This window comes from Leptolyngbya sp. BL0902 (assembly GCF_016403105.1).
Classification (GTDB): domain Bacteria; phylum Cyanobacteriota; class Cyanobacteriia; order Phormidesmidales; family Phormidesmidaceae; genus Nodosilinea.
The window spans coordinates 861,184-886,024 of record NZ_CP046155.1 but is presented as its reverse complement, the minus strand read 5'-3'; the positions used below and the strand labels follow the sequence as shown (position 1 = coordinate 886,024).

The following is a 24,841-nucleotide window of genomic DNA, read 5'->3' as shown; positions in this document are numbered from 1 at the left end:
AGATCCCCATAAATCTCTCTTTTTACGAGGGACTGTGAAGGTATTTTCTACATTTCAAGGAATGCTGAACCTATTCCCCCCTTCACAAAGGGGCTAGGGGGGAACAGGTTCAGGGACTCACCGACCAGGATTGAGACCAAACGTTAACCGTAAGAATTTCCAGCATTTCAAGGAGCACCGATGGGCATGGGATGGATGGGGCAACGGAAAATTTGGCGGCGGCTGGGCAGTTTTGTCCTGGCCTTGGTGTTGGTGTTGGGTGTTCAGAGCGGCCTCCCGCTATGGGCGGCGATGGCGACTGGGGAGATGGCCTCCGTTCGTCCGTTGGCCCAAGCCCTGCCCCCAGATCAGCCCGTCGCCCCACCCCCAGTAATTCCCATCGACATTCGTCAACACTGGGCCGCAGACTGCATGGCCGCCCTAGCCCAGGCCCAGATCATCACCGCCGACCCAAGCGCCCGCTTCTATCCCGATGAGCCCATTCTGTGGGGCGACTATGTGGCGCTGCTCAACCGACTCATTCCTCCCGGTGTGGCGGGGGGCTGGGCCAACCCCCTGGAACGCGCCCTAGGGCTGACCACCGCGCCCACGGTGGCGTCCCACTATCCCAGCCAGTATTACCAGCCGGATCGCCCCCTGGTGCGGGCCGAGGGCATCATGGCCTTGGCGGCAAAGCTAGGGGCCAACCACGTCATTGCCGCCAATACCCTAGTAACCAACAGCCTAGCGGATGGGGCGCAGGTGCCTGGGTATGCGCGGGAGGGGGTAGCCGCAGCCTTGGCCCAGGGCCTCGTGGTGAACTATCCCGAAGCCAATCAGCTCCACTCAACCCAGCGGCTCACCCGAGGCGAGGCGGCAGCGCTGGTGTGTCAGGCCGATCCTAGCCTAGCCCTACGGCGGTGGATTGATCCGGCCTGGGTGGCGGTAGCCGAAAGCCCCGGTTCCGTCCCCGTTCCCCTTGCCGAGACGCGAGGGGTGTGGCTCACCAACATTGACAGCCAGGTGCTATTTTCCACCGAGGCTCTGACAGCAGGGGTCGAACAACTGGCCGACCTCAACTTCAACACCCTCTACCCCGTGGTTTGGAACTGGGGCTATACCCTATATCCCAGCATCACCGCTGAGCGAGAGTTGGGCGTGAGTCAACACCTCTACGCCGACCTGCGCCCACCCCAGCGAGGAGCCGTAGACGGAGCCAGGGACATGATGCTGGAGGCCGTAGAGCTCGGCCACGCTAAGGGTATGGCTGTCATCCCCTGGTTTGAGTTTGGCTTTATGGCCCCCGAACCCTACGACCTGTATCGCCGCCACCCCGACTGGTTTACCCACAAGCGGGTTGAGCCCCCCGCCCCAGAGGAACCCCAGGCCAGGGCCAAGGCATCACCAACGGCGGCTACCCCCAAAGGGCGAGCCCTCACCCCCACGGAGGAGGCCAGTCGGCAGGCCAAGCTAGCCCTGGGCCAGGAGGCTGTCCCAAGCCTGGTTCAGACCAAGCAGGATGGCGACCAACCCGAGGAGAATGGTCTGTCGCCAGAGGTGCTGGCCGACCCCGGCATTTGGCTAGAGGGGGGACGACTGCCCCGCCGTTGGCTCAGCCCCTTCCATCCCCAGGCCAAGCGATTTTTGTTGCAGCTCATCAACGAACTGGTCAGCAACTACGACGTAGACGGCTTTCAGTTTGATGACCACTTGGGCATACCCGTAGAGTTTGGCTACGACGCCTATACGATCAACCTCTACAAGTCTGAACACAACGGCCAAGAGCCCCCAGCCAACTACCAAGACCCGGAATGGATGGCTTGGCGAGCCAACAAAATCTCCGATTTCTTAGCCGAGGTCTACCAAATGGTGAAGACCCGTCGGCCCAACGCGGTGATTTCCATTTCCCCCAACCCCCACCCCTTTGCCTACGCCTACTACCTGCAAGACTGGCCCACCTGGGTGAATCGGGGCATTGTGGATGAGCTAATTGTGCAGATTTACCGCAATGACCAAAACCGCTTCATCTGGGAGATGAACAAACCCTACATGCAGACCGCTCTCCGCAAAATTCCCACCAGCGTCGGTATTCTCAGCGGTCTCCGTGCGGCCCCAGTGGGGATGGATCACATCAGCGACCAAATCAAGGCCGTCCGAGATCGTCGCTTCTCCGGTATGTCCTTCTTCTTCTACGAGTCCCTCTGGATGCCCACCCCCCGCGAACGGCGCGAAGACCGCGTTGCTGGATTTCAGCAAGCCTTTGCCAGCGGGGCTTCTCGTCCCAGTGGGCCAACCGTAGGGCCGCTGCTGCGGGGGCGTCTGCTGCGGGATCAGATCACCCAGAGTCGCTTGGGTGCGGGGGATTGAGGGGGAAGGATGAGCGCTAACTCAAAGCGTTAGACCCAGGAGCTAGGCCGGGAGGGCAGAATTCGGCGCAGAGCGGCGCAATCGCGGCCTCCCGGTCGGCCCTACAATGGGAAGGCTGTTTTAGACGCACAGGTAGGCCCGCCATGAATCCCAAGGTGATCATCCACGGTGGTGCGGGCAGTGCCCTCCAAGACAAAGGCGGGCTGGCGGCGGTGCGTCAGGATTTACACACCATCGTGGGTCAAATTTATCAACGCGCCCAAGCCGGAGATCGGGCTGTGGATTGCGTAGTCTACGGCTGTCAACTGCTGGAGGATGCCCCTCGGTTCAATGCAGGCTATGGGTCGGTGTTGCAGTCCGATGGCCAAGTGCGGATGAGCGCAGCGCTGATGGATGGTCAAGCCCAACGGCTGAGCGGGGTGATTAACGTATCGCGGGTGGCCCATCCCATTGCCCTCGCCGCCCATTTGCAGGGGGCCAATGACCGGGTGTTGTCAGACGTGGGATCGATGGAACTGGCTAGAGAATTGGCCATACCGCTGTTCGACCCGATCACCGACCTACGCCTGCGGGAATGGATGCAGGAACGGGCCAACAATTTTCAGCGGTCGATGGCCGGAGTGGTGGCCGAGTCCTCGGATGCCAAAGATCCCAACGCCCGACGGGGCACCATTGGCGTCGTGGTGCTGGATGCAGAAGGTCGTTTGGCGGTGGGCACCTCCACTGGAGGTAAAGGACTAGAGCGCATCGGTCGCGTGAGTGATTCCGCCATGCCAGCGGGCACCTACGCCAACGCCCAGGCCGCCGTAAGCTGCACGGGCATCGGTGAAGACATCATCGACGAATGCCTCGCCGCCCGACTGGTCATCCGCATCAGCGATGGCATGCCCCCCGCCGATGCCCTGGCTAAATCCTTCACCGAAGCAACCCGCAACCAGCGGGATTTTGGGGCTATCGGCCTCACCCAAGGCGGCCACATTCTCTGGGGAAAAACCAGCGACGTTCTCCTCGCGGCTTACCACACGGGCCAAACCCAAGGCGACACCCTCGACCAACCCCACGGCACCCAAACCGGGTGCATTGTGGCCTAATCCCCAAGCCCCAGAGCAGCAGGGCGAGAAGACCTCGCCCCTACGAGTTCGCCTGACTCCCTGACTCCCTGACTCCCGACTCCCGACTCCTGACTTCCTGCCCCCATGCCTCCCTCCCTCCTTCGTCCCGGCCAACCCTTCGGCCTCGTACTCGTCACCATAGACAGCGAAGCCAACGCCCAAGCCTTGGCCCAAAAACTGGTAGAAGCTCGTCTGGCCGCCTGTGTCAGCCTTGCCCCCGTGCAGTCGATTTACCGTTGGCAGGGGGCTATCCAACAGGAGCGTGAATGGCAACTCACCCTCAAAACCAACCTCACCCGGCTAGAGGAGATCACCCAGTTTATTTCCCAGCACCACCCCTACGACGTGCCAGAAATCATCGCTCTACCCTTAGTGGCGGGGTCTGTAGCCTACCTAAACTGGCTGGCCGAACAAACGCAGCCCCCGCCCAGAGCAGAGGCTTAGGCCACGCGGGTGCGTCCTGTTAGCGCAAGGAGGATCGAGGTGAAACAACTCCCCTGGAAAGCCTGGAAGCAGAGATGGCTATGGCCCGGTTTGGCCTTGGGAGGCGTGATAGCCCTGGGTGGGGCCGTGGCGCTTTCTCCCGCGCTCACCCGTTGGGATCAATCTCTTCTGTTAGCCCTACACCGCTATGCTACGCCGGGGATGGATCGCTTTGTCCTGGGGTTTACCGACCTGGGCACTGTGTGGGGTGTGCTGCCGGGAACCGTCCTTTTGGGAGTTGTGCTATTACAGCGTCGCCAGCCGCGCCAGAGTGCCTTCCTCGTCCTATCGGTGCTGGGAGCCCTGGTTTTGAACTTGCTGTTAAAAGGGCTGTGGCAACGGGCGCGGCCTAACCTCTGGGAGGGTATTCCGCTCTATCCTGACCCTAGTTTTCCCAGTGGCCACGCGACTTTTTCCGCTGCCTTTGTCCTAGCGGTGGTGCTGCTGAGCCAGACGAGCCCCCATCACCGCTGGCCCCATCACCGCTGGCTGGGGGGGCTGGGGGGGCTGCTGGCGCTGCTCATCGGGCTTAGTCGTTCCTACCTGGGGGTGCACTATCCCAGCGATGTAGTGGGGGGCTGGCTACTGGCTGTGGGCTGGACGGTGGGGCTGTATCAGGCCATGTTTTCAGATTTCACCCCCCCTTCCCCTAGCGAGGAACCACCACCGCATTAACATCCAGCACCTGGGTTTGCCCAGTCTCGGTGGCGGAGGATGGGGCCTGGGTGGCGCGGCGCAGGTTGCGTTTGCGCTCTAGCAAAAGCTGGGTCACTTCCGAAATGGCGAGGGTGGCGATCAGGCCGTCATCGACCCAGCCCACCACCGGAAACACATCGGGGGAGATATCCACCGGACTAACCAAGTAGACCAGGGTGCCTAGGAGAATTGCCCAGCGATACTTGGGGTGGCGAATCAGGCGACGATAGCCCTGCATGATGGGCTGGCTCAATAGTCCGTTTTTCACAAATCCATTCTGCATGGGGCCGTTCTTTGTGCCCTTGTTCATACCCGTCTTCATGCCCTTGCTCATGGCCCGCTCCGGTGGGGTAACATCCCTGTCGTTGACATCCCTATCTTGTCAGAGCAGACGGGTTTGCACAGGTGTGGCTTGCCCCTAAAAAAGTAGGTGTTTTACACCGAATCGACCGTACCCAAACAGCCGAAAGGACGGGCAACGGAGTATGATGTGGCAGATTGGCGCATTTCTCTGGGTTCATGGCTCCTCAACTGCGTATTTTCGTTCCGCCCCACCCCTTAATTAAGCATTGGCTGGCGGTGGCCCGCGATGCAGATACTCCCTCGCCGCTGTTTCGGTCGGCCATGGAGGAATTGGCCCGCTGGCTGACCTATGAAGCCATTCGCGAGTGGCTTCCCACCCTAGACACCACCGTGAACACGCCCCTCGGCCCCTGCGATGCCACCTTTGTTAACCCCGACGTGCCCATCATGATCGTGCCCATTTTGCGGGCGGGGCTAGGGCTGATGCCGGGAATCCAAGCTTTGCTGCCCCTAGCCTCGGTCTATCATGTGGGCTTTGTGCGCGATGAGGAAACCCTGGAGGCCAGTTGCTACCTAAACAAACTGCCCGCCGAGATCGATCCCCAAACCCGCGTCATCATTAGCGAACCCATGCTAGCCACCGGGGGCACCATCATGGCGATGATGGCCGACCTGGTAAGCCGAGGTGTAGATCCGGCCCTGGTGCGGATTATCTCCATCATGGCCTCCCCCATTGCCCTCCGCAAACTGGCCGATACCTACCCCTCCCTCACCATTTTTGCCGCTGGCATTGATGAAGTGGTCAACGACCAAGGCTTCATCGTGCCCGGTTTGGGGGATGCCGGAGATCGCACCTTCGGCTCTTAACCCCTAGCCTAACCAAACGATTCAACCCCTTACAGATTCGGCAACAGAACTACGGATAGCACCATGAGTGAGCAAGGCAATTTTGTCGGCGGTTTTTTGTTGGGTACCCTGGTAGGCGGGGCCTTGGGCGGCGTTGTGGGTGCCCTAGCGGCCTCCCGCATTTCGAGCCAGGGGGCGCGGTTGGGGTCATCGGATGGCGATGAGTTTTCCCTAGAGGAGTTGGACGGAGCCTCTGAGGAGGCCATGGAAGCGGCCCGCCTAGGGCTAGAAGCCAAGATTGCCCAGCTCAACGACGCCATCGACGACGTACGCCAGCAGCTCGGCCACATCAATGGCCAAGCCGAACAAAACTAGGGCAAGACCTGGCAGCGGATGGGGCATCGGGCGCTTCCTGCCGCATTTCGTTACACTAACTGACAGGTTTCCGCGTTCCATGTATTGTGAGTAACGACTCAAGCTGAGGCTCTTCCGATGGATATTTTAGTACAGACCCTCTCCACCTTCCTTTCGATCTACACCGTCCTGCTCATCATCCGCATTTTGCTGAGCTGGTTCCCCAATGTGGATTGGCTCAGCCCACCCTTCTCCGTCCTTAGCCAGCTTACGGATCCCTACCTAAACCTGTTTCGATCCATCATTCCTCCCCTAGGCGGCATTGACCTATCGCCTATCCTGGCCTTTTTGCTGCTGTCCTTCCTGCGCCAAGGCATTATGACCCTTGCGCTGGCGCTGTCCTCTTCCTACGCCTACTTCTAGGGGATCACCCCTGCTCTTCGCACCAATGACAGCATTGAATGACAGCATTGATTGTCATGGCTGCGTCGATAGTCTTGAGGCAGAGCCGATGCGATTGCCTTAGTGTTACCCAGCCTGCGATGGGGAGCTCTCGATGGATCTTTGGGTTGATAGCCTAGCTAACTTTGTGGCCTTGTACCTCCTGGTGCTGCTGCTTCGCGTCATTTGGAGTTGGGTTCCCACGGTGAATTGGGAGAATCCCGTCCTATCGGTGATGCGGCAGCTTACGGATCCCTACATAGCTTGTTTTCGCGCCGTGATTCCCCCCATCGCTGGGATGGATCTGTCGGCGTCCTTTGCTATCTTGGCCTTGGCCATTGTCCAAAACGTTCTAGACCGCATTGCAGGCATCGGCTACTCCTTCTAAGCCCTCTAGCCGCAACAAACGCCCCTCGGCCCCAGCTTAGTCCAGTTCAGACGCAGGGTTAGGGCGGGCTAAAGTCCTGCCAAGATGGGCCGATCTCAGGAACGGCCCCAAGCTATGGACTGAGCAAATACACCACCAGTCCGGTCAGGATGGCGAGGGTCAGAAACCAGGGGAAGCCGTCTTTTTTGCCGCCGCCGCCCCCACCCCCTTTGCCCCCATCGCTAGGGGCATTGAGGGTCTTGAGGGCGGTGCCGATGGCTCGGCCCATTTCTTCCCAGGGGTCTTTGGGGGAAGGCTTTTTTTCGGGCAGGCCGAGGTAAATCATCAGCCCAAGAACAAAGAGAATCAGGAAGGTTTCCATGGTGGGGCGAGGGTGACGAGCTGGAGCTATTGTCAGTATGGTTCACCGTACCCGGCGGGAAAATCGCATTTTGTTCAGGAATATTCAGATATTAGTTGTGAAGGGCTGTCAAGGAGGCTGACAGCCCCGATCCGGGGGGTGCTTTTATCAACTTTGCTTACCCCAGTTCGCCCAAACCTTGGCATGATGGGAAAGACTTTCCTGGCGACCCCATCGGTTGATCTATGTTGACGTCCTTTTGGCAGCAGCTAACCCTCTCCACCTTTGCCTTCGACCAATGGCGGCAGGTGAGTATCCTCCATCGTCTCTTGGCCCCGCTGCGGCAGTGGCGGCAAGGAAGCTGGCTGTTGCCCTGGGGCGATTGGATTGGGCTGGCTCTGGTGGCGGTGATCTACGTCCTCGCCCCCTACGTGTCTACCACGCTGATTGGGGTACTGTTGATGGCGGCGGCGGCCTTTTGGGTGTTGCTCACCCTCACCGATGAGGCCGGGGTCGGCATGACGCCCATCCACATTACGGTGGCGGTGTTTTGGGGAGCCATGGCCCTCGCCACCGCCTTCTCCCCGGTGCGGGGGGCGGCCCTAACGGGTCTGATTCGCCTCACCCTCAATATCTTGCTGTTTTTGTTGACGGCCCGCATTAGCCGACGGCCCAGAGCCAGAACACTGCTGATTTCGGCCTATCTATTCACCACCTTGCCCGTTGCCATCTATGGGTTGCGGCAATATTTCTTTGGGGCAACGGCCCTCGCCACTTGGGTAGATGCCACCTCCGAACTGGCCACCGCCACGCGGGTCTACAGCTTTTTGGGCAACCCCAACCTGCTGGCAGGGTATCTCATTCCCGCTGTCATGTTCGCGGTGATGGCGGTATTTGCTTGGCCGCGCTGGGTACCCAAGGGATTGGCCGCTTTGACGGCGGTGCTAAATACCCTCTGTCTGGTGCTCACCCTCAGCCGGGGCGGCTGGATTGGCTTCGTGCTCGGCGGCTTTGTGCTGCTCAGCCTGACGGTGCATTACTGGAGCATTCGGTTCACGCCCTTTTGGCGACGCTGGGCCATGCCCCTGCTTTTGGGCGGGGTTGCGGCCTTTGTGGTGCTGGCGGTGCTGTCTGTCAGTTCTCTGCGGGTGCGGGTGCTGAGTATGTTTGCTGGACGATCCGACAGCAGCAACAATTTCCGTATGAACGTTTGGGTGGCGGTGATCGAAATGATTCGAGACCGCCCCATCCTCGGCATTGGCCCCGGCAACAACGCCTTCAACGCGGTCTATCCTCTCTATCAGCGCCCCCGCTACAACGCCCTCAGCGCCTACTCTGTTTTCTTAGAGGTGTTGGTAGAGGGCGGGATTATCGGTCTTGCGGCCTTTTTGTGGATGCTGCTGGTGGTGTTTCAGCAGGGCTGGGTGCAGATTCAAAAGCTGCGGGAGCTTCAGTCTGTGCAGGGCTATTGGCTGATGGGGGCGTTGGCTTCCATGGTGGGTATCCTGGGCCAGGGCATTGCTGATACGGTGATGTATCGGCCCCAAATTAGCACCCTGTGGTGGCTCTCCATTGCCCTCGTCGCTAGCTACTACCCCACCCTGCGCCAGGGCAAAGGCCAGGATTTTCAGTTGGACACCTAGACCCCTCACGGCCCGCTGCCTCTATGGCCTGGGCTTACTACCTGGGCCTACTGCATTCGGTCAATGGTGCGGTACTGAATCGCCTCGGCAATGTGGTGGGTTTGCAAGTGTTCGGCTCCGTCCAGGTCAGCAATGGTGCGCCCTACCTTGAGGATGCGGTCGGTGGCGCGGGCGGAGAGGCCCAGTTTACGCACCGCGCCTTCCAGTAGGGTGCGGCTGGGGTCGTCGAGGGGGCACCAGTCTTTGAGGTGGCGGCTTTGCATATCGGCGTTGCATTGCAGCTTGGGTTCGGCCTTGAAGCGGTCGTGGGCGCGTTGACGGGCCTGCTGCACCCGATCTCGCACCACCTCCGAGGCTTCTCCGGGCTGGTGCTGGGTCATTTCTTCCGGCTTGATGCGGCTGACCACCACTTGCAGGTCAATGCGATCCATCAGCGGCCCCGATAGCCGAGACCAGTAGCTTTCGCGGCTGCGAGGGGTGCAGGTGCAGGGCTGCACAGAGTCGCCATAGAAGCCACAGGGGCAGGGATTGGTGCTGGCAATCAGGGTAAACTGGGCTGGAAATACGACGGATTGCCGGGTGCGGGTGATGGTGACGTAGCCGTCTTCTAGGGGCTGGCGCAGAAATTCCAGCACGTCGCGCTTAAACTCGGTGAGTTCGTCCAGAAACAAATAGCCAATAGCAAATTCATCAACAATGAACGATTTGTTGGCTTAACCAGAATTCGGGTAGTGTGCCGGAACCCTTTAATTCTCTACGTTTCCCATAATATGTACGTTCCCTAAAAAAAATTTAGTTTTATGTCAGACCCGATTTCGGCCCCGGATATCCCGCCTGACCAGAATGCGGTGATCGAGTGCCAGGTGCGGCCCGATGACCTGATGGAGGAATTGGGCATCAAGAAGGACGCCTACTATGCCTACCTGAAGCACCTCGACATCAAGGCCCAGCGGGACGGTGACGGCAAGGCGTACCTAGAGCCAGACCAGGCGGATCGGATTCGGGCGCTACGATCCCACGTACAAGAGACGGGCAGAATTGAGGGCTTTGAGGAAACGGCGCTAGCCACCGCTGAAGAGTCGGGCCTAGGCAGCAGTGGTGCGCCCTGGTCGCAGGACAGTCCAGCGGACAGTACCGACCCCTCTCAGCTAGAGCATCTGATTCGTCAGGCCCAGGAGTTAGCCGCTCACCACATGGCCATGGGCGACCTGGTGGTGGCGCAGTTGGCCCAGCAGATGACCTTTGACGACCTAACGCCGGAGCTACAGAGCAAGGTGCAGGGGGTGCGGGAGGCTACCCACCCAAAATCCAACCCCGCCGAGATCGCCAACCGGATCATGCAGCAGTGGCGCAGTCAACGCGGGACTCAAGCCGCCTAGGGACGCCCAAGCCCCCCATCCGGGACGGCAATGCCCTGGTGGTGGAGTTTCGTGAGGACGACATTGCCCAGGTGATTAACTCGCTCCTGAAGGGACAGTCCATTCTGGTGTTGGGAGAATCGGGCAGCGGTAAGAGCGTCCTTGGTCTGGAGGTGAGGCATCGTCTGGGGTCTGAGTACCGCATTGCGGTGGCGTCCTACTCTGGCAGTGCCAAGCAAACCCTGATTGCCATTGCCGAAGCCTTGGGTGTTCCCACAGAAACCGCCGATGACCGACCTAAGCCCTTGACCGCTGACCAACTGCGGGTGGAGATTGCCCAGGACATGAACGGTGGCCGACGGCTGCTGATTGCCGATGATGCCCATCGGTGGCCCGCATCCTTGCGCTACTGGATGGAGGAGTTGCTACGGGGGAAGGGGCTGCTGCTGCTGCTGGCGGATCGGCCTCCGGCAAGGGATGTCTTCTTGAAGCTGCCTCGGATGGAGCTAGAACCCTTGACCCCTGACCAGATCCGCACCCTCATGTATGCCGAAGCCACCGCTCAAGGCATGGCGATCAACCCCGCCAAATTTGCTGACCTACAGCAGCGGGTGGGGGGCAATCCAGCCCTGGCGAAACGGGTGGTGCATGAGGAATTGTTGGGCATTGGTGAAGAGATGAGTACCGACCATCGGCAGTACATCGACGGCACCCCCTTCCTGGTTGCCAGCCTCAGTGCCATTGGCATTGTCCGGTTCATTGGCATTGGCCTAGGGGACAAAGCCCTCTACATCGTCGGTGGGGTGGCCACGCTGCTAGCTCTGACCTTGAGGACGTTGTTCTATTCGATTAACCGCAAGAGTACGAGGTTAGGACGATGAGGATTCGAGGCATTGGGGGAGATGAATCTAGCCAGTTAGCCCCAGAAGAATGGGTGAATGTATGGCAGGTGAGTGATCTGGGGCTGGAGTTCTACGACACCTGCCAGGTCAAGCATTTGGGCGACTTAACCACAGAAGACTACTTTCTAGAACCAGTGGAGGTGGAGCCATGATGAGTGTGACCCATGCCGCCCTGGCGGTGGCCGCTACGGCTATCGGCCTCAGTACCGCAGATCCCTACGTTCTAGCGACCGCTGCGGTGGCCTCCCAGTTTCCCGACATCGACACCACGGAAAGCTTCTCAGGTCGCTTGATTTGGCCTCTGACCAATTTCCTAGAGCAACGGTTTCCCCATCGTTCCGTCACCCACTCCTTCCTGGCGACGGGCCTGGTGGCAGGACTAGCCGCGCCCCTGCTGTGGATTAACCCACCCTTCTTTGGGGCTATCGTGCTGGGCTACTTTGTGGGCTGGTTTGCCGATGCCTTCACCAAGTCTGGCGTAGAAGCCTTCTATCCCAATCCCGCTAGGCTGGTGATTCCCGGCAACCCTAGGGCCAGACTCGATACTCGTTCCCCGGCTGAGTATTGGGTACTCTCTACCGCTCTCTTCTTGACCATCATCAGCGTCAACCTCACCAGCGCCGGGGGACTTTCCGAGAGCGTGGCCCGGACGTTCTTCAATGACGCCGCCACAGCAGCGGAGCTATTTCATAAGCATGGAGCCAATCAGCGGATCTACATCGACATCGAGGGCATCCACACCCACACCCGCCAATCGGTCAGCGGCACCTATGAAGTCCTGGAGGCAGGCAGCAGTGACCTGATTGTTGAGGACGTAACCACCAAACGCCTCTATAAAATTGGCCAGGGCAATGATGCTCAGATCCGCCCCATACGAGTTAAGGCAAGGCTGGGCGATCCAGTGCAGGTTGCGGCCCAGTTCTTTAACCTACAAGAGGTGGGGGTGACGGAATGGCTAACCACGGTTCCCCAGAACGCCTACATCAGCGGTAGCCTCCTGCTGGATGACCTGCTAGAGGTGCCACCCCCGGTCAATCTTGAAACTTATCCTACGATTCGCATGGGTAGCGGCCAAATTGAGTTACAAAATGCTCATCCCCAAGAGATTCGTTCTCTACTGCAAGAGTTCTGGATTCTCCACGGTAGCGTCATCGTCAAAGTGAAGGCATGACCCAGCCCACACGACCCTATGAAGGCTCCCTCTTCCTTGTCTTCCTTGGGTTGGTGAATGTTCTGGGGATAATGATCATCCTATGGTTGACGCGGACAGAACCGAGTCAGGGCCAAGCGTCTACGCCCAATTTAGAGCCGCCGCAGCTCGTCACCACGCCCCCGGTGAGTACCCAACCACGGGTGTTGACCTTCACCCTAACCCTGAGTGAACCCGATGACCTGAAGGTACGGCAGGGGGACACCGTAGCGGTGGGGGATGTGTTGGCCGACCGTACCCGTGAGCGTACCGCCCTCCAGACCCAGCTTGCCCAGACGACCCTTTCCCTCCAGCGCATCCAGGCCCAACAGGTACTTGACCCCCCAGAGCCGTTACCCGTACCCCCGGTGTCGGGCCTACCCCCAGTCTTCTACGGCACCCAAGAGGCCACCATCGCCGCCGTTGAGGACAGCATCGACCTCCAGAAGCGCAAGATTGACCTGCTCTCGACGATGCCCCCCGCTGATGTGCCCCCGGCCATGCGCGAGCATGAGGATCGGATTTTGGAGGGGCTGTATCGTGACCTCGAACGGGCCAAGGCGGAACTGAAGCAGGCCCAGGAACGCCGTGCCCATCAGGAGTATGAACATTCCTTGGCCATGGCGCGACGGGCGGAGGAGGCCAACCAGCAGCGACTCGCCCACAACCAACAGCGGCAACAGGCCGAGGCCCAGCGCCGGGAGAAGACCTTTCAAGAGGCCCAGCTTCAGGCCCAGATCGAAACCATCAACGCCAAACTATCAGACCTTTCAACGGTAAGGAGTCCCTATGCGGGTACGATTCGACGGGTCAAGTGGTTGGGCCAAAGTGACACCCGCCTCACGGTGGAAATTACGTTGGCCATTGGCGGTAGCCCTAGCCCTGCTGCTGGGATTCAGCCTCTCCCCAGTCCAGGCCCAGGAGACTGAGGAGGAAGTCTTTGAGGAAGAGGTCTTTGAGGAGGACTGGGGGGATGAGGGCAGCGGCAACACCCAACCCCTGATCTCCCATCCCGATGAGTTCTACCAACTCGATGACAATCCCCTCAATCCCTTGGGCGATAACCTCGATCTGCTGATTCAGACCCAGATCAATGCTGACCTGTGGGCGGCCATGATGGGAGACTTGCCCTGCCTAGACCCCACCACGGAATGTATCGCCCAGCTCCAGACCATGGCGGTTGAGAATAACTTGGCCCTCACCATCATCCAGGAGCGCATTGATGCCATTGAGATGCGGATCGACGAAGCCCGTAGCCTCAACCAGCAGGCGGTACGCATGGATGTCCTTGACCCCCTGATGTCCCGCTACCTTCAGTTTGACCAATCATCGGGCCGGGGCTTCCTCAATAACCTGTTTGGCATCTTTACCGACCCCCTACGCTCGATCAATGAAATCCTTAGCCTGATTGGCATTCCCCTGGTGCGCGGCATTACCCAAACCAATACCGCTGCCCAGACCAATGCCCTCGCCATTAGTGACCTCCAGGTGAAGGTGACGCAGATTGAGCAGGAGAAGCGCAAGATGGCGGAAACCTTGCGAGAACAGGTGATGCTCGAAGTTCTGGAGTTCGATGCTACCCGCCGAGAGTTCCAAATCTCCCAGGAGATTGCCCGTCGCGCCACGGTACAGCACCGCATTCTAGAGATTGACTATCGCTTCAGTAGCCGCATCGACAGCGTCACCTACCTAGGCCATCTCTCCCAGCTAGACCGCCAAAAGGCCGATACCTACCGAGCTTGGGCAAGGCTCAGAACCCGGCTGGCTAGGATTCAGATGATGGTGCTGGGGCAGGAAGAGTAAAGGCCAAATCAGCTAAAGTTTCGTTAAAAGACATGGCGGCAATGTATTAAATAGCACATTCACATAAGTATTCTAAATAAAATGGTAGTGTCCTGATTCAAGAACAAAAGGTCATAACTTGGACTCTCTTAACTGAAGATCCGATGGTTTTGCCATGGGTGAAATGGCAGTGAGCTAGTAAGTTTATATGACAAAGTTCTTGAATACACTACTTAAAATTGGTTAGATATTATGACACAGCAAGTTGGCTATCATGGCAATAGCTTTGAGCATAATCTGAGCCCTGCTGAAAAGGAAATTATACGAAGAATTCGGGATAGAATTCATAAAAAAATTGACCATGTATCTCCAGCCACGGCCTATGAACTATCTCAAATTCTAGGTTTAGTGGCACAGGTTGCTAGAACCAAGGATATTGATGACCAAAAGCCTGGTTTTCTTCATTCTGCCGTTAGCTCTTTATTTGGAAATGCAGATATATCTGTGCCAAGAGAAGAGCTTTTAGAGATTCTTGAAACTACGTCTATTGTATTAACAGAAGGTCTAGATGAAGAAGAAAAATATAAGCGGCAAAGGCTGATATTTTCAAGAGAAATCATCCACAAAATTGATATTCAGTCTCGGCATTTCCCTAATCCAGTATCCAGCTTACTTGCACGATATAACAGTCTAGAGGATAGGCTACTGTCAGGTACAGTTTGGTTCTTCAATCTGTTCTTCGTGGTTCCCTCACTTCTGGTACTTTCTATTCTGGTCGTCTACACCCTAAAAACCTACAATGTCAATGGAGAAAATATCAAAAATAATCTGAATACCCTAATTTCCAATAATTCCGTTATGACCCAGTCCTTAAGGGACATAGATTCTCAGCTTGACGAGATTCTTCCTCCGGTGGAAAAAGCTGAAGGGGCCGAACAGAATCCTAATCCATCAGAAACAAACAGCGTAGAGTCCATCAATGTGCCAATCTCTATTCTTAGTGAAATTGATGGCAATGTCACAAAAGCGCTTCAAAATCAACTCGACTATACCCATGCTGCTACAGCGACTCAAAATCTCCTTAACGGTGAGTCCAGTAAGCAAAGTGTTGCATTGATTCATAAGGCTATCTTAGAAATCTTTGGCATTCAGTCAGGCACCCTCCCAATGACAGGCATTCTAGCGCTACTTATTGCGATTACCATGGGTGCGTTAGGAGGATCAGTCAGTGTGATTATGACTTCAGATAAGCTTGTAAATGAAACGAAGAGAAAGAAAGTAGATCCTTTCTATATTGGCTTTTTTAGACCATTCATTGGAATGGCCTTTGCAATTTTTGTGGTGTCGCTGATTGAATCTGGCATCTTTTCGAGCTTTCTAGAGCTAGAGAAGCCAGGACAACAAAATGAAAAGCTCTATCTCTTTGCTGCGATTGCCTTTGTGGCAGGCTTTAGTGAGCGCTTTGCTCCCAGCTTGGCGGATCAGGTGTCTAGAGTACCTTCCCATGAGGAGTTAGAACCTAAAGATGAGTAGGTTAGGCACACTTTAGGGATAAAACAGAAGGACAAGTTAAAGGCAACTAAAAGAGCCTCAACTGGCTCAATGCAGGTGAGGCTCATTGGTCTAGGACTCGATTTTCCGTGAGAACTCGCCTAATCAAAGGTAATCCAAGCAGGCGGATTCGCCAGCCAGGGCGGCATTAGGCAGGAGCGTAGGTTTTCAAAGGAGAAGGACGTGACTTCTCCGTAGTCTGATTCCCTCAAGATATAGCCATTCCGTAGACTTTCCTCAAAGCTATGGGGGAAGTTGGGTGGTCTGAAATTCCCCGACCAGCGGATGGCTGGAGGCCCAGAGAGCGATCCAGCATTGGCCGCAGTGAACAGTGGATTGTCATTGGAGATGGGGGCTAGGCCATCATCGGCGGATAGACCGTAACTATAGCCGCGAATGAAGCCATAGGAGGACGCCACAATGTTGCCGTTGTAGGCTATGCAAACCTCGGCATTGGTGGGCACGGTAAACCCTGGCCCTGCGGAACGGGGCATATCTCCTGGCCCCCAAGGCCCATCGGGAAAGCCATCCCCATCTCGGTCATCGGGAATACCATCGCCGTTGCTGTCGTCTACCTGGCCATCACCATTGAAGTCATGGATGGTTGGGTTATAGGTGGCTAGGGTGAAGTCATTCATGGCCGCTGTGCCGCCACCCGTCCCACCCGTGGAGCCTCCCCCTGTCGAGCCGCCCCCCGTAGAACCTCCAGAGCCATCTGTAGAGCCCCCCGTCGAACCGCCCCCCGTCCCGCCTGTGGAGTCCCCAGATCCGCCCGTGGAGCCATCTGTGGATCCGCCCGTAGAACCTCCAGAGCCATCCGTCGAGCCCCCAGTGGAGCCGTCTGCACCCCCCGTCGATCCGCCCGTGGAGCCGCCCGTGGATCCATCGGTAGAGCTACCACCGCTAGAGCCACCTGTTGAACCGCCCGTGGATCCATCGGTAGAGCTACCACCGCTAGAGCCACCTGTTGAACCGCCCGTGGATCCATCGGTAGAGCTACCACCGCTAGAGCCACCTGTTGAACCGCCCGTGGAGCCGCCCGTGGAGCCGCCCGTGGATCCATCGGTGGAGCCTCCTGTCGATCCGCCTGTGGAGCCTCCACTAGATCCATCTCCCGTGCCGCTAGAACCGCTCCCACTGCCCCCTGTAGTACCAGATCCTCCCGTTGAGCCACTGCCGCCCCCTGTTCCGGTGGAACTTCCCCCAGTGGTGCCTCCACTCCCAGCGGTGGTGATGGCGCTCGTGATGGTACGGGTCGTATTGACTACGGTGGCCGGAAGGTTAGTACCAGGGATGGCGGGGGCAAAGATATCAACCCAAGGCTGGGGATAGTAGAGGTTCCCGCGATAGCAGAGCAAAGGCCGAGTCTCTGGGATTTGGCTCACCTGAAATTCGGCGTAGGTTTCGACGGAGGTGGTGGGTAGCAGGATGCTTTGGTTGAAGTTGATGGTCTGTGTTTCCCGGATTCTCAGAAAGCCACAGTCATTGACGCGACGGCTCAGAATCCGAAGCTGCCCTGGATAGGTGACTTCATAGCGGGTATTGGGCGGGTTGCCAACGACGACAATATCGCCATCCTGGGTTTTGAAGTGTTGAGGTCGTTCCTCGTCAAGACCATGGCCACCGCTCCGTTGCCGACAGGTGGGCCGGATCTGTGTCGGTAGGCTAGCGGGGTTGATGGTGGCCCCATTGACTTGAATGGTGGCGGTTGGGTAGTTCTCCGATGCGCTCACCACCAGGAGGCCACAGGGATTAGAGGTGAGGGTACGGCTGGGTGGGGTGTCAATGCCGATTCTCACCTGGGCGTTGGGTGCTAGGCGGTAGACCGATATGGCCCCGTCGCTGTCTCGGTAGATGTGGCCCTGGGAAGCCAGCGCCGGGGCATTCAGAAGTAGAAGCAACGGGGCAGAGAGGAGCAGATGTTTCATAACAAAAAAGCCTCTCCGTATAGAGAGGCTGGATATCAGGGTGCATTAAACCAAGATGGAACGGAGCCAGCCTAGCCCCTAGGGCCACGCCGCCGGGGTGTAGAGTTGCCCGCTGCGACAGAGGGGTTCAGAGCCCGCATCCGGCATGGTTGCCAAGGTGTGAGTGGTGCCACCAATCATGATCGTGGGGTTGGAAGCCCAGGGGTAGGTCGTACTCTCGTTGATGGCGGCAAAGCCACAGGCATTGGCGGTTACGCTGCGTTCACGACCACCGCCATAGACCGCTTCATAGACCGTGTTCGGTGTCTTGACGATGACCACTTCCCCCGTCCCCGTCTTGAAGTTGGCGGTACGGGCTTCTTCCAGGGCACCATTCACACAGCGGGGCAATAGCTGGGTGGGCAAGGTAGCCTGGTTGATGGTGGCCCCATCCACGGTCTGAAGACTCGATAGGGGACTGGTGGTACTATCCCGCAGCACAACCAGTCCACAGGCATTAGCCGTCACCCGTCGAGTGCTGGTCGCCCCTGGATAGGTCACGGTCAGCCGCTCCCCAGGAGTGCGATTGGCCACAATCACCTGGGGAGTACCATTAGAACGCATCACTTTGTAGACAGCATTGCCGCTAAAGGTTTGCGCCAGTGCCAGGGGAGCTACGAAGCCAGCGGCTATCAGCCCAATCCCGCCTATTGCCAAGAATGTACGCTTTTTCATACCGAGGATCTACGTTGAAGGGTTGGAAGGGAACACTCGTATTAACGTACTTTTTCCAACCGTGAATTGGCGTCAGGCACACTATGGGATTTTCTCTATAAAAATGACGGCATTTATCTAGATTTTCCTATTTCCTAGGTAGTTCTACAGGTTAATGATTCATGGGCCTTGCCTGAACTGTAAATGCCAGCATGGCCCAGATAATATCCTTATCTTTTCAGCCCCGGTGTCCTCGGTGGTGGAAGTCTGAAATCCTAGAGACGACGGTATTTCTCAGGGGCAAGATATTTAGTTTTGTAATGGTGTGATTCCGCCGCTGGAGTTGGGTACTCTAAGCGAAGTGAAGCTCGCGGAGTCTGAGGTCGTTCTAGACCCGTGAGATGGTCGTTCCCCTGGTCGTTGTTTCGATAAACCCATCATAGGCAGGCATTCCGTGTGCCTGGTTTTGCTGTGGGGATGTTCTGGGGATGTTCTGGGGATAACAAACTTTTTTAGCGATTTTGACGGTGGCCCTGCAACCCGGAAGCTTTTTTGCCGGGTTGGTTAACTAGGCTGGGGTCATTCACGTTGAGGCATTCTGATGTCGCGCATTCAACTAGAGCGACTACTGAAAATTGATGAGCTAATCCGTAAGCCTGAACGGCAGACGGCTCAAGCGTTGGCGGATGTGCTGGAGGTGAGTGAGCGCACGATTCGCGATGACATTGCCTTTATGCGGGATCGGTTCCATGCGCCCGTGAAATTTCACCGTACCCACGGCTACCACTACACAGAACCGACCTGGCGACTTCCAACCGTCCAACTCACCAAAGGGGAACTTTTTGCCCTCACCTTGGGGGCTAGGATGCTGGAAGCCTGTGCCGGGTCGGCCTATGCCCTGGATCTGCGGTCAGCCATCACCCGATTAACCGAGCGGCTACCAGAACAAACCTGGCTAGATTTCCAACAGATTGCTGAGGATCGCCTGGTTTTTCGTTCTGGGGCGGAAACCAATCTGAATTTGGACGTTTGGCAGCAGCTAGAGGAAGCGTGTCGGGAATCGAAGCAGGTGTGGATGAGCTACTACACCGCCAGCCGTAACGCCACCTCCGAGCGGGTGCTAGACCCATACCTACTGCACATCTACCGGGGCACGAACCCCTACGTCATTGGCTGGTGCCACAAACGGGATGAGGTGCGTTGGTTCCGGGTAGACCGGATTCGCGAGCTAAAGCTGCTGGAGGATAGCTTTGAGCGCAAGCCGGACTTCAATGCCAAGGATCACCTGGAGATGATTTTCCAGCATGAGGTGGGGGGTGTCCCAGTCACGGTACGAATTTGGTTTGATGCCAAGACCGCCCCCTACATCCGGGAACGTCGCTGGCATCCTACCCAAGAGCTAGAGGAGCACGAGGACGGGGCGGTGACGCTTCAGATTGTAGTAAGGGGCATTAATGATGTGAAGCGGTGGGTGTTGGGCTATGGGAGAGGGGCAAGAGTGTTGGAGCCACCGGAGTTAGTCACAGTGATGAAGGAGGAAATAGAACTAATGAACTATAATTATTTGAACTCTTCCAAGTCTAATGAGTAATTGCTCATGCTTAGAAGTGCAACACAGGGGGGAAAATATGGACTTTCTCGAAATTCAATTTGCTCTGAGGGGTAAAACGCTCCCTGCGGATCATGGCTACGCGCTTTACTCAGCAGTGAAAAAAAGTCTCCAAGCGGTTGAAGATGCATCCATGCCTAAAGACTTGCCAGACGATTTACATCTATGCACAATTTCAGGTATTCCTGATCATGCTGGCATGATTTATTTAAATCAAAGCTCATCCTTGCGACTTCGTTGTCCGGCTGATCAGGTGCAGACTTGGTATCGCTTCCTGCAAAATCAGGTTTTGGATATTCGCGGACATCTTATTCGACTGATTCAGCCTAGGATTACTTTGCCAGAAGCCAGTGATACTTTAAAGTCGCGACTTGTGACGTTTAAGCTAAAAGAAATTGATCATGCAGAAGTACCTCGATACTTTCTGCAATCTTGTCAGAATGGGTTAGATCGTCTTGGTCTTAAAGGACAAGTATTTATTCCTAGCGATCCTGATGGCGATTTAGCTCGACGAACTCTGCAAATAAAAGATAAGAAGGTTTTAGGATTTAGTGTCGTAGTTGAGGGTTTGAGTAATGAAGACTCACTTATATTACAGTGGCATGGCTTAGGTGGACGAAAGCACTTTGGTTGTGGTTGGTTTTATCCACTAAAGGAAGATGCGTATGCTGCCTGAGAAGCCAGCCTTACGGCCTAAGTTACTCCTAGCGAAGTCGATGGATAAGCCCTGGAAGTCTGCCTATGGGCTAACAGGCCATACCTCTGATGTCGTCGAAGCTGTCACTACACTGGTTGATGAGCTAGGTATTGGTTGCCTGCAACAGTTTGGCTTATCTCAAAGTCTTGAAGAACTAAAGGCGACAGTTCAACTGGCAGCGTTTCTACATGATTTAGGCAAGGCAAATGATCACTTCCAGGCTGTAGTACGCAAGTTTAAGAATCCAATGAATAACCCGCAGTTGATGCGGCATGAAGTGATATCAGTTTTGTTGGCTTGGGAAATGCGGGACTGGCTTTCAACTGGTCAGGGAAATTTTTATGTGGCTCTAGCAGCGGCTGGTGGACACCATTTCAAGCTGGGTGGCGAAGCAGGTAAGCAAACCGATGAGATTGGAGTCATCCGTAACTCTGGCTGTGATCAATGGACAAGGGGCGATCTCCTATGGCTCTACACCACCCATAAACACTTTATCGGGCTACTAAAGTACGGCCAGAAATTATGTGGATTGAACCTATCTTTGCCCAATAACTTACCTACACATTGGACAATCACAGACCTCAAGCAAAAGCAGAAAACACTGATTAGGGAATTTGTCGAATGGGACACTGATCCAGTCTTCACAGCGGTTGTTAAAGCCCTATTGGTGGCAGGAGACACCAGTGGTTCAGCGTTACCCGCAAACGATGTTTCGATTCGTGACTGGATTGAGCAACAAATTCGGTATACCTTGACTGAAACTGAACTACAGCATGTGGTAGCGGAACGATTGGAGGGTAATTCCCTACGTCCTTTTCAGGAGAATTTGGGTAAAGCAGAACAACGAGTGACGCTTGCACGGGCAGGGTGTGGAACAGGGAAAACCCTGGGTGCTTACAATTGGGCCAAACGCCATGCCATCGGGCGCAAGCTATTCTTCTGCTATCCGACGACGGGAACCAGTACCGAAGGCTTTTTAGATTATGTCTACGACAAAGTGGATTCAACGCTGGTCCACACTCGTGCAGCAGTTGACTTGGAGCATTTAGACCTGCACTCAACCGGAGATGATGACGACCTGGAAACCAAACTGGAATCGTTCAAAGCCTGGAGCACTAAGGTCAGTATTTGTACCGTAGATACAGTTTTAGGACTGCTGCAATGTAACCGCCGTCCTCTGTATTGCTTTCCTGCAATTGCCCAAGCAGCCTTTGTATTTGATGAAGTCCACTGCTATGACAACAAGCTTTTTGGGGCACTTTTGCGGTTCCTGGAGGTAGTTAAAGCACCAATCTTACTCATGTCAGCGTCGTTCTTACCCTGGCAGCTACAGGCCATTGAGCAAGCGGTAGGCGCACCCTTAGATGTTATTCACGGGCCAAAGGATCTTGAAACCCAGCCCCGTTACCGCTTTCACTATGCCGATGCACCCAATTGGGAACGGGTGAAGGCTGAATATGAGGCAGGAGGCAAAATTCTGTGGGTTTGTAATCAGGTCAACACAGCTATTGACGTTTACCAAAATGCTAAAAAGATTGGGCTAAGCCCGTTGCTTTATCACAGCCGTTATAAATATGGTGATCGCGTCCAGCACCACCGAGAGGTCGTTGACCGTTTTAAGACTGATGGCCCAGTGATGGCAGTTGCCACCCAGGTAGCTGAGATGTCATTGGATCTGTCTGCAACCTTACTCGTAACTCAAATTGCCGATCCACCAGGCTTAGTGCAGCGCCTGGGTCGATTGAATCGCCAATACTGCGGCCATGCCCTTGATGCCCTGTTCTACCCCGATGAAAAAGTTGGCTTTCCCTACGAGCAAGAAGACTTGGAGGCTGGCCTCGAATTAGTTCAGAGCTTTGCTGGCGAGGTTTGCCAAGCTGATCTGGCATCTTGGCTCGAAAAGGCAGCTACTCAAGGACAACCGGATCGCAACTCGGTTTGGCTCGATGGTGAGTGGCGTACCTACCCAACCTCTTTACGGGAGGCAGGTTACACCACCACCGTTTTACTGGAGCGGGATGTCCCAACCGTTGAAAAATTGCCTGCCAAGCTGATTCCTCGGTACACGGTTCCCTTAGTGGTTAGAAACCAGCAAACCAAAGGCTGGCAAAAATGCAGACGCTATCCGGTAGCCCCTGCGGAGTCATGGGGCTATTCATCAGAAATTGGTGCCTATGAACTAGCAAGGAGATCGGTATGATGTATCAGTGTCCCTCTCAGATGCTCCATAAGGCGTTGAGCACTAGACCACTCTGCTCTGTAGTAAAACTACAGAAGTTGGAGCCAACCACTGATGCCGCAAGGCGTTGCACGACCAAGCCAGCCTTTGAGGAATCCCCTCCATGAGGCTGGCTATCTTTAGAAGTAATTTTGGCTGATGTAGACAACTCACTCTGATGATGGGCTATATTATGGAGGATGACTTACTGCGAGGTTCCCCATGACTGCTGAGCAACTGACCCTGCTAGGTTATGCCACTGCTGAGTTGGAAAAAGCGCAGCGACTACCCTTCCTGGGACTAAAGCCCAGAGGGATAACAACAAAATCTGCAATTCGTGAAGGCATCCCAGAAAGTGCTTTGCGTCGTGCCAAGAAGCTTTCCTGCCTCGATTACAACCTTCCTCACGGCAAAGGGCGAGTACGGATTGAGTTTATTGAACAGGTAAATCACAGAGACTACTGGCGCATTTGGGAGTATGAGGAAGGAGGTAACTGAATTGACTGAACTGACACTCTCCATTTTTGACCCCAACACACTACTACCGCATCGAGCCGGAATCGCTGGGTTAGGGCTTGCACTATCAGCTATCGATTCTACCGATGCTCCTTTACAGTGGGAGGTTACAGAAGATGTTGTAACCCTATCCTGGGAGGGCAAAGACATAGATGCTATTCAATGGCTCTTAGCACAGACCTATCGTTCTGATGAAGGCTATTTAGAAGCACCCGCACTGAATCTAGATGAGCAGGGGCGCTACATCTTTAGTGAAGGGGTGATGAACTCATTCTTGCAGCACAGCAAGCAGCGCAGTCGTGAAAAGCAAGCTGTACCCCTGAACTTTACCGTTGACGATGATCAGCCTGAAATTCGGATTGATTATCGTCCAGTAGTGGATTGCTACTACACCCGTGGTATTCAAGATGCTTTTAATAGCAAGGGAATGTTCAAAAAGGAAATTCCTTTGAAAGGGCATCACCTTCCTGGATTGGTTGAGTGTTTTGTTAACGGAGCTTATGTTGAATCTCCCACAGGCTTTTTAGCTTTACTATTTTTGCCGCTTGCTTGCGGCTATTATCAATTAACTGGCTATCGCTCAGCATTGGTTATTCCTGAAATTCGCAATATCAACGAATGGGTTAAGTTACGCCGCAAGATGCCGGGACGCACCTATAAAAGCTTCCGCTCTAGCAGTGCAGGGGAATCAGCCCTAAATTTCCTGTTGCGAGAGAAGTTAGCAGATGACTCAAGTTTGTTTCGTATCGATTATTGCGAGGTATACCGTCTAGGTAGCCAGCCTTGGGATGGTAATCAATCCTATCTCAAGCAAGCTGTACACCGAGTACAGATCAATGATCAGATTTTAGGACTGTATGAGGTTGCTTCTAGGCTCTTACCTCCCAGAGTACAGCTTAAAAAGGATGGTAACGGGACATGGTTAGCAGAGTCCAAAGTTTTAGCCTGGATTAGTGACAACTTAATCGTCAACAAGTCATGGTATGACGGATTTTTCGAGTTTCGCAAGGCAAATTCTATTTTTCCAGATGATCGCAGGGGATTAGTTGTAATGACTGAACATCTAAGCGCAGATGAGAAAGTACTCTTTGAGGCTGTTCAAGGTGCCTTTAGCACTTACTTACGAGAGCAGATTTTGCAAGCACAGAAACAAGGCAGACCTTTAGACTACGGACAAGTTACCGATAAGGTTATTTATCGGCTACAGCGACCTGGAACACAGCAACAGTTCACGACTGCATTGGTGAAATTCTTAAGTGATTTTCGGAGTGGAGCAGCACTGGGTAATGGCTTACAAATCTTTGCAAGGCTAAATCAACCGGGAAACTGGAAAACTGCTAGAGATTTAGCCTTGCTTGCAATCGCAACCTATCAAAGTAAAACCAAGGAGGAAAAAAAGCTACTAGAGGAAAACTCTACTGAAGAAACAGCTAACGTCCTTTAATA

The 24,841-nt window shown here is 55.3% G+C and carries 26 protein-coding genes; 21 read left to right on the top strand and 5 right to left on the bottom strand.

Annotation, left to right across the window (positions count from 1 at the left end; translation table 11 throughout):
• The first annotated feature begins 180 nt into the window (after positions 1 to 180).
• The 4 genes from GFS31_RS04110 (at position 181) to GFS31_RS04095 (ending at position 4,616) form a co-directional block, all read left to right on the top strand.
• Positions 181 to 2,346: a glycoside hydrolase family 10 protein gene (locus GFS31_RS04110; protein ID WP_198806998.1), complete on the top strand. Its 2,166-nt coding sequence runs from the start codon at positions 181 to 183 to the stop codon at positions 2,344 to 2,346.
• 143 nt (positions 2,347 to 2,489) lie between these two features.
• Positions 2,490 to 3,437: an isoaspartyl peptidase/L-asparaginase gene (locus GFS31_RS04105; RefSeq protein ID WP_198806997.1), complete on the top strand. Its 948-nt coding sequence runs from the start codon at positions 2,490 to 2,492 to the stop codon at positions 3,435 to 3,437.
• A 105-nt stretch (positions 3,438 to 3,542) separates the two neighbouring features.
• Positions 3,543 to 3,902, top strand: a complete 360-nt coding sequence (cutA, locus tag GFS31_RS04100; RefSeq protein ID WP_198806996.1) for a divalent-cation tolerance protein CutA — start codon at positions 3,543 to 3,545, stop codon at positions 3,900 to 3,902.
• Between the two features lie 39 nt (positions 3,903 to 3,941).
• On the top strand, positions 3,942 to 4,616 hold the full coding sequence (locus GFS31_RS04095; protein WP_198806995.1) for a phosphatase PAP2 family protein: 675 nt from the start codon (positions 3,942 to 3,944) through the stop codon (positions 4,614 to 4,616).
• On the opposite strand, the gene GFS31_RS04090 is transcribed toward GFS31_RS04095, so the two are convergent.
• Complete coding sequence (locus GFS31_RS04090) at positions 4,591 to 4,947, bottom strand: YkvA family protein (RefSeq protein WP_263974898.1); 357 nt, start codon at positions 4,945 to 4,947, stop codon at positions 4,591 to 4,593. The two genes, GFS31_RS04095 and GFS31_RS04090, sit on opposite strands and share 26 nt — an antisense overlap.
• Positions 4,948 to 5,156: 209 nt before the next feature.
• Here GFS31_RS04090 and upp point away from each other — a divergent pair, with 209 nt between their 5' ends.
• The 4 genes from upp (at position 5,157) to GFS31_RS04070 (ending at position 6,969) form a co-directional block, all read left to right on the top strand.
• Positions 5,157 to 5,807, top strand: coding sequence for a uracil phosphoribosyltransferase (gene upp / locus GFS31_RS04085; RefSeq protein WP_198806994.1), 651 nt, complete (start codon positions 5,157 to 5,159; stop codon positions 5,805 to 5,807).
• A gap of 63 nt (positions 5,808 to 5,870) precedes the next feature.
• Positions 5,871 to 6,161 (top strand): hypothetical protein, encoded by a 291-nt coding sequence (locus GFS31_RS04080; protein WP_198806993.1) that lies wholly within the window; start codon positions 5,871 to 5,873, stop codon positions 6,159 to 6,161.
• A gap of 117 nt (positions 6,162 to 6,278) precedes the next feature.
• Positions 6,279 to 6,563: a YggT family protein gene (locus GFS31_RS04075; RefSeq protein WP_198806992.1), complete on the top strand. Its 285-nt coding sequence runs from the start codon at positions 6,279 to 6,281 to the stop codon at positions 6,561 to 6,563.
• A 133-nt stretch (positions 6,564 to 6,696) separates the two neighbouring features.
• On the top strand, positions 6,697 to 6,969 hold the full coding sequence (locus GFS31_RS04070) for a YggT family protein (RefSeq protein WP_198806991.1): 273 nt from the start codon (positions 6,697 to 6,699) through the stop codon (positions 6,967 to 6,969).
• A 112-nt stretch (positions 6,970 to 7,081) separates the two neighbouring features.
• On the opposite strand, the gene GFS31_RS04065 is transcribed toward GFS31_RS04070, so the two are convergent.
• A complete protein-coding gene (locus GFS31_RS04065) occupies positions 7,082 to 7,330 on the bottom strand; it encodes a hypothetical protein (protein WP_198806990.1) in 249 nt (82 codons plus the stop codon).
• Between the two features lie 224 nt (positions 7,331 to 7,554).
• On the opposite strand from GFS31_RS04065, the gene GFS31_RS04060 reads away from it, so the two are divergent.
• On the top strand, positions 7,555 to 8,952 hold the full coding sequence (locus GFS31_RS04060) for an IctB family putative bicarbonate transporter (RefSeq protein ID WP_198806989.1): 1,398 nt from the start codon (positions 7,555 to 7,557) through the stop codon (positions 8,950 to 8,952).
• Between the two features lie 47 nt (positions 8,953 to 8,999).
• On the opposite strand, the gene GFS31_RS04055 is transcribed toward GFS31_RS04060, so the two are convergent.
• A complete protein-coding gene (locus GFS31_RS04055) occupies positions 9,000 to 9,623 on the bottom strand; it encodes an ATP-binding protein (RefSeq protein ID WP_317135069.1) in 624 nt (207 codons plus the stop codon).
• Between the two features lie 129 nt (positions 9,624 to 9,752).
• Here GFS31_RS04055 and GFS31_RS04050 point away from each other — a divergent pair, with 129 nt between their 5' ends.
• The 7 genes from GFS31_RS04050 (at position 9,753) to GFS31_RS04020 (ending at position 15,716) form a co-directional block, all read left to right on the top strand.
• On the top strand, positions 9,753 to 10,331 hold the full coding sequence (locus tag GFS31_RS04050) for a hypothetical protein (RefSeq protein WP_198806988.1): 579 nt from the start codon (positions 9,753 to 9,755) through the stop codon (positions 10,329 to 10,331).
• On the top strand, positions 10,298 to 11,191 hold the full coding sequence (locus tag GFS31_RS04045; RefSeq protein ID WP_198806987.1) for an ATP-binding protein: 894 nt from the start codon (positions 10,298 to 10,300) through the stop codon (positions 11,189 to 11,191). The genes GFS31_RS04050 and GFS31_RS04045 overlap by 34 nt, the downstream gene beginning before the upstream one ends.
• Entirely contained in the window at positions 11,188 to 11,364 is a 177-nt protein-coding gene (locus GFS31_RS04040) for a hypothetical protein (protein ID WP_198806986.1), read from the top strand. The genes GFS31_RS04045 and GFS31_RS04040 overlap by 4 nt, the downstream gene beginning before the upstream one ends.
• Positions 11,361 to 12,383 carry a metal-dependent hydrolase gene (locus GFS31_RS04035; RefSeq protein ID WP_198806985.1) on the top strand — a complete coding sequence of 341 codons (1,023 nt, stop codon included), beginning with the start codon at positions 11,361 to 11,363 and terminating at the stop codon, positions 12,381 to 12,383. The genes GFS31_RS04040 and GFS31_RS04035 overlap by 4 nt, the downstream gene beginning before the upstream one ends.
• 71 nt (positions 12,384 to 12,454) lie before the next feature.
• Positions 12,455 to 13,330 carry a hypothetical protein gene (locus GFS31_RS04030; RefSeq protein WP_198806984.1) on the top strand — a complete coding sequence of 292 codons (876 nt, stop codon included), beginning with the start codon at positions 12,455 to 12,457 and terminating at the stop codon, positions 13,328 to 13,330.
• A complete protein-coding gene (locus GFS31_RS04025; RefSeq protein WP_198806983.1) occupies positions 13,230 to 14,204 on the top strand; it encodes a hypothetical protein in 975 nt (324 codons plus the stop codon). Before GFS31_RS04030 ends, GFS31_RS04025 begins: the two co-directional genes overlap by 101 nt.
• Positions 14,205 to 14,435: 231 nt before the next feature.
• Positions 14,436 to 15,716, top strand: coding sequence for a hypothetical protein (locus GFS31_RS04020; protein ID WP_198806982.1), 1,281 nt, complete (start codon positions 14,436 to 14,438; stop codon positions 15,714 to 15,716).
• 119 nt (positions 15,717 to 15,835) lie between these two features.
• On the opposite strand, the gene GFS31_RS04015 is transcribed toward GFS31_RS04020, so the two are convergent.
• Entirely contained in the window at positions 15,836 to 17,662 is a 1,827-nt protein-coding gene (locus GFS31_RS04015; protein WP_198806981.1) for a hypothetical protein, read from the bottom strand.
• A 78-nt stretch (positions 17,663 to 17,740) separates the two neighbouring features.
• Positions 17,741 to 18,376: a hypothetical protein gene (locus GFS31_RS04010; protein ID WP_198806980.1), complete on the bottom strand. Its 636-nt coding sequence runs from the start codon at positions 18,374 to 18,376 to the stop codon at positions 17,741 to 17,743.
• A gap of 580 nt (positions 18,377 to 18,956) precedes the next feature.
• On the opposite strand from GFS31_RS04010, the gene GFS31_RS04005 reads away from it, so the two are divergent.
• The 5 genes from GFS31_RS04005 to cas8a1 all read left to right on the top strand — a co-directional run bounded on the left by GFS31_RS04005 (position 18,957) and on the right by cas8a1 (position 24,839).
• Entirely contained in the window at positions 18,957 to 19,946 is a 990-nt protein-coding gene (locus GFS31_RS04005) for a helix-turn-helix transcriptional regulator (protein ID WP_198806979.1), read from the top strand.
• 37 nt (positions 19,947 to 19,983) lie between these two features.
• The gene (cas6, locus tag GFS31_RS04000) at positions 19,984 to 20,640 is read left to right on the top strand and encodes a type I-MYXAN CRISPR-associated protein Cas6/Cmx6 (RefSeq protein ID WP_198806978.1); all 657 of its coding nucleotides are present in this window, start codon (positions 19,984 to 19,986) and stop codon (positions 20,638 to 20,640) included.
• Positions 20,641 to 20,680: 40 nt separating this feature from the next.
• Positions 20,681 to 22,861: a CRISPR-associated helicase Cas3' gene (cas3, locus tag GFS31_RS03995; RefSeq protein WP_225907558.1), complete on the top strand. Its 2,181-nt coding sequence runs from the start codon at positions 20,681 to 20,683 to the stop codon at positions 22,859 to 22,861.
• Positions 22,862 to 23,101: 240 nt separating this feature from the next.
• Positions 23,102 to 23,377 (top strand): hypothetical protein, encoded by a 276-nt coding sequence (locus GFS31_RS03990; protein ID WP_198806976.1) that lies wholly within the window; start codon positions 23,102 to 23,104, stop codon positions 23,375 to 23,377.
• 1 nt (position 23,378) lies between these two features.
• On the top strand, positions 23,379 to 24,839 hold the full coding sequence (cas8a1, locus tag GFS31_RS03985; protein WP_198806975.1) for a type I-MYXAN CRISPR-associated Cas8a1/Cmx1: 1,461 nt from the start codon (positions 23,379 to 23,381) through the stop codon (positions 24,837 to 24,839).
• The last annotated feature ends 2 nt before the right edge of the window (positions 24,840 to 24,841 follow it).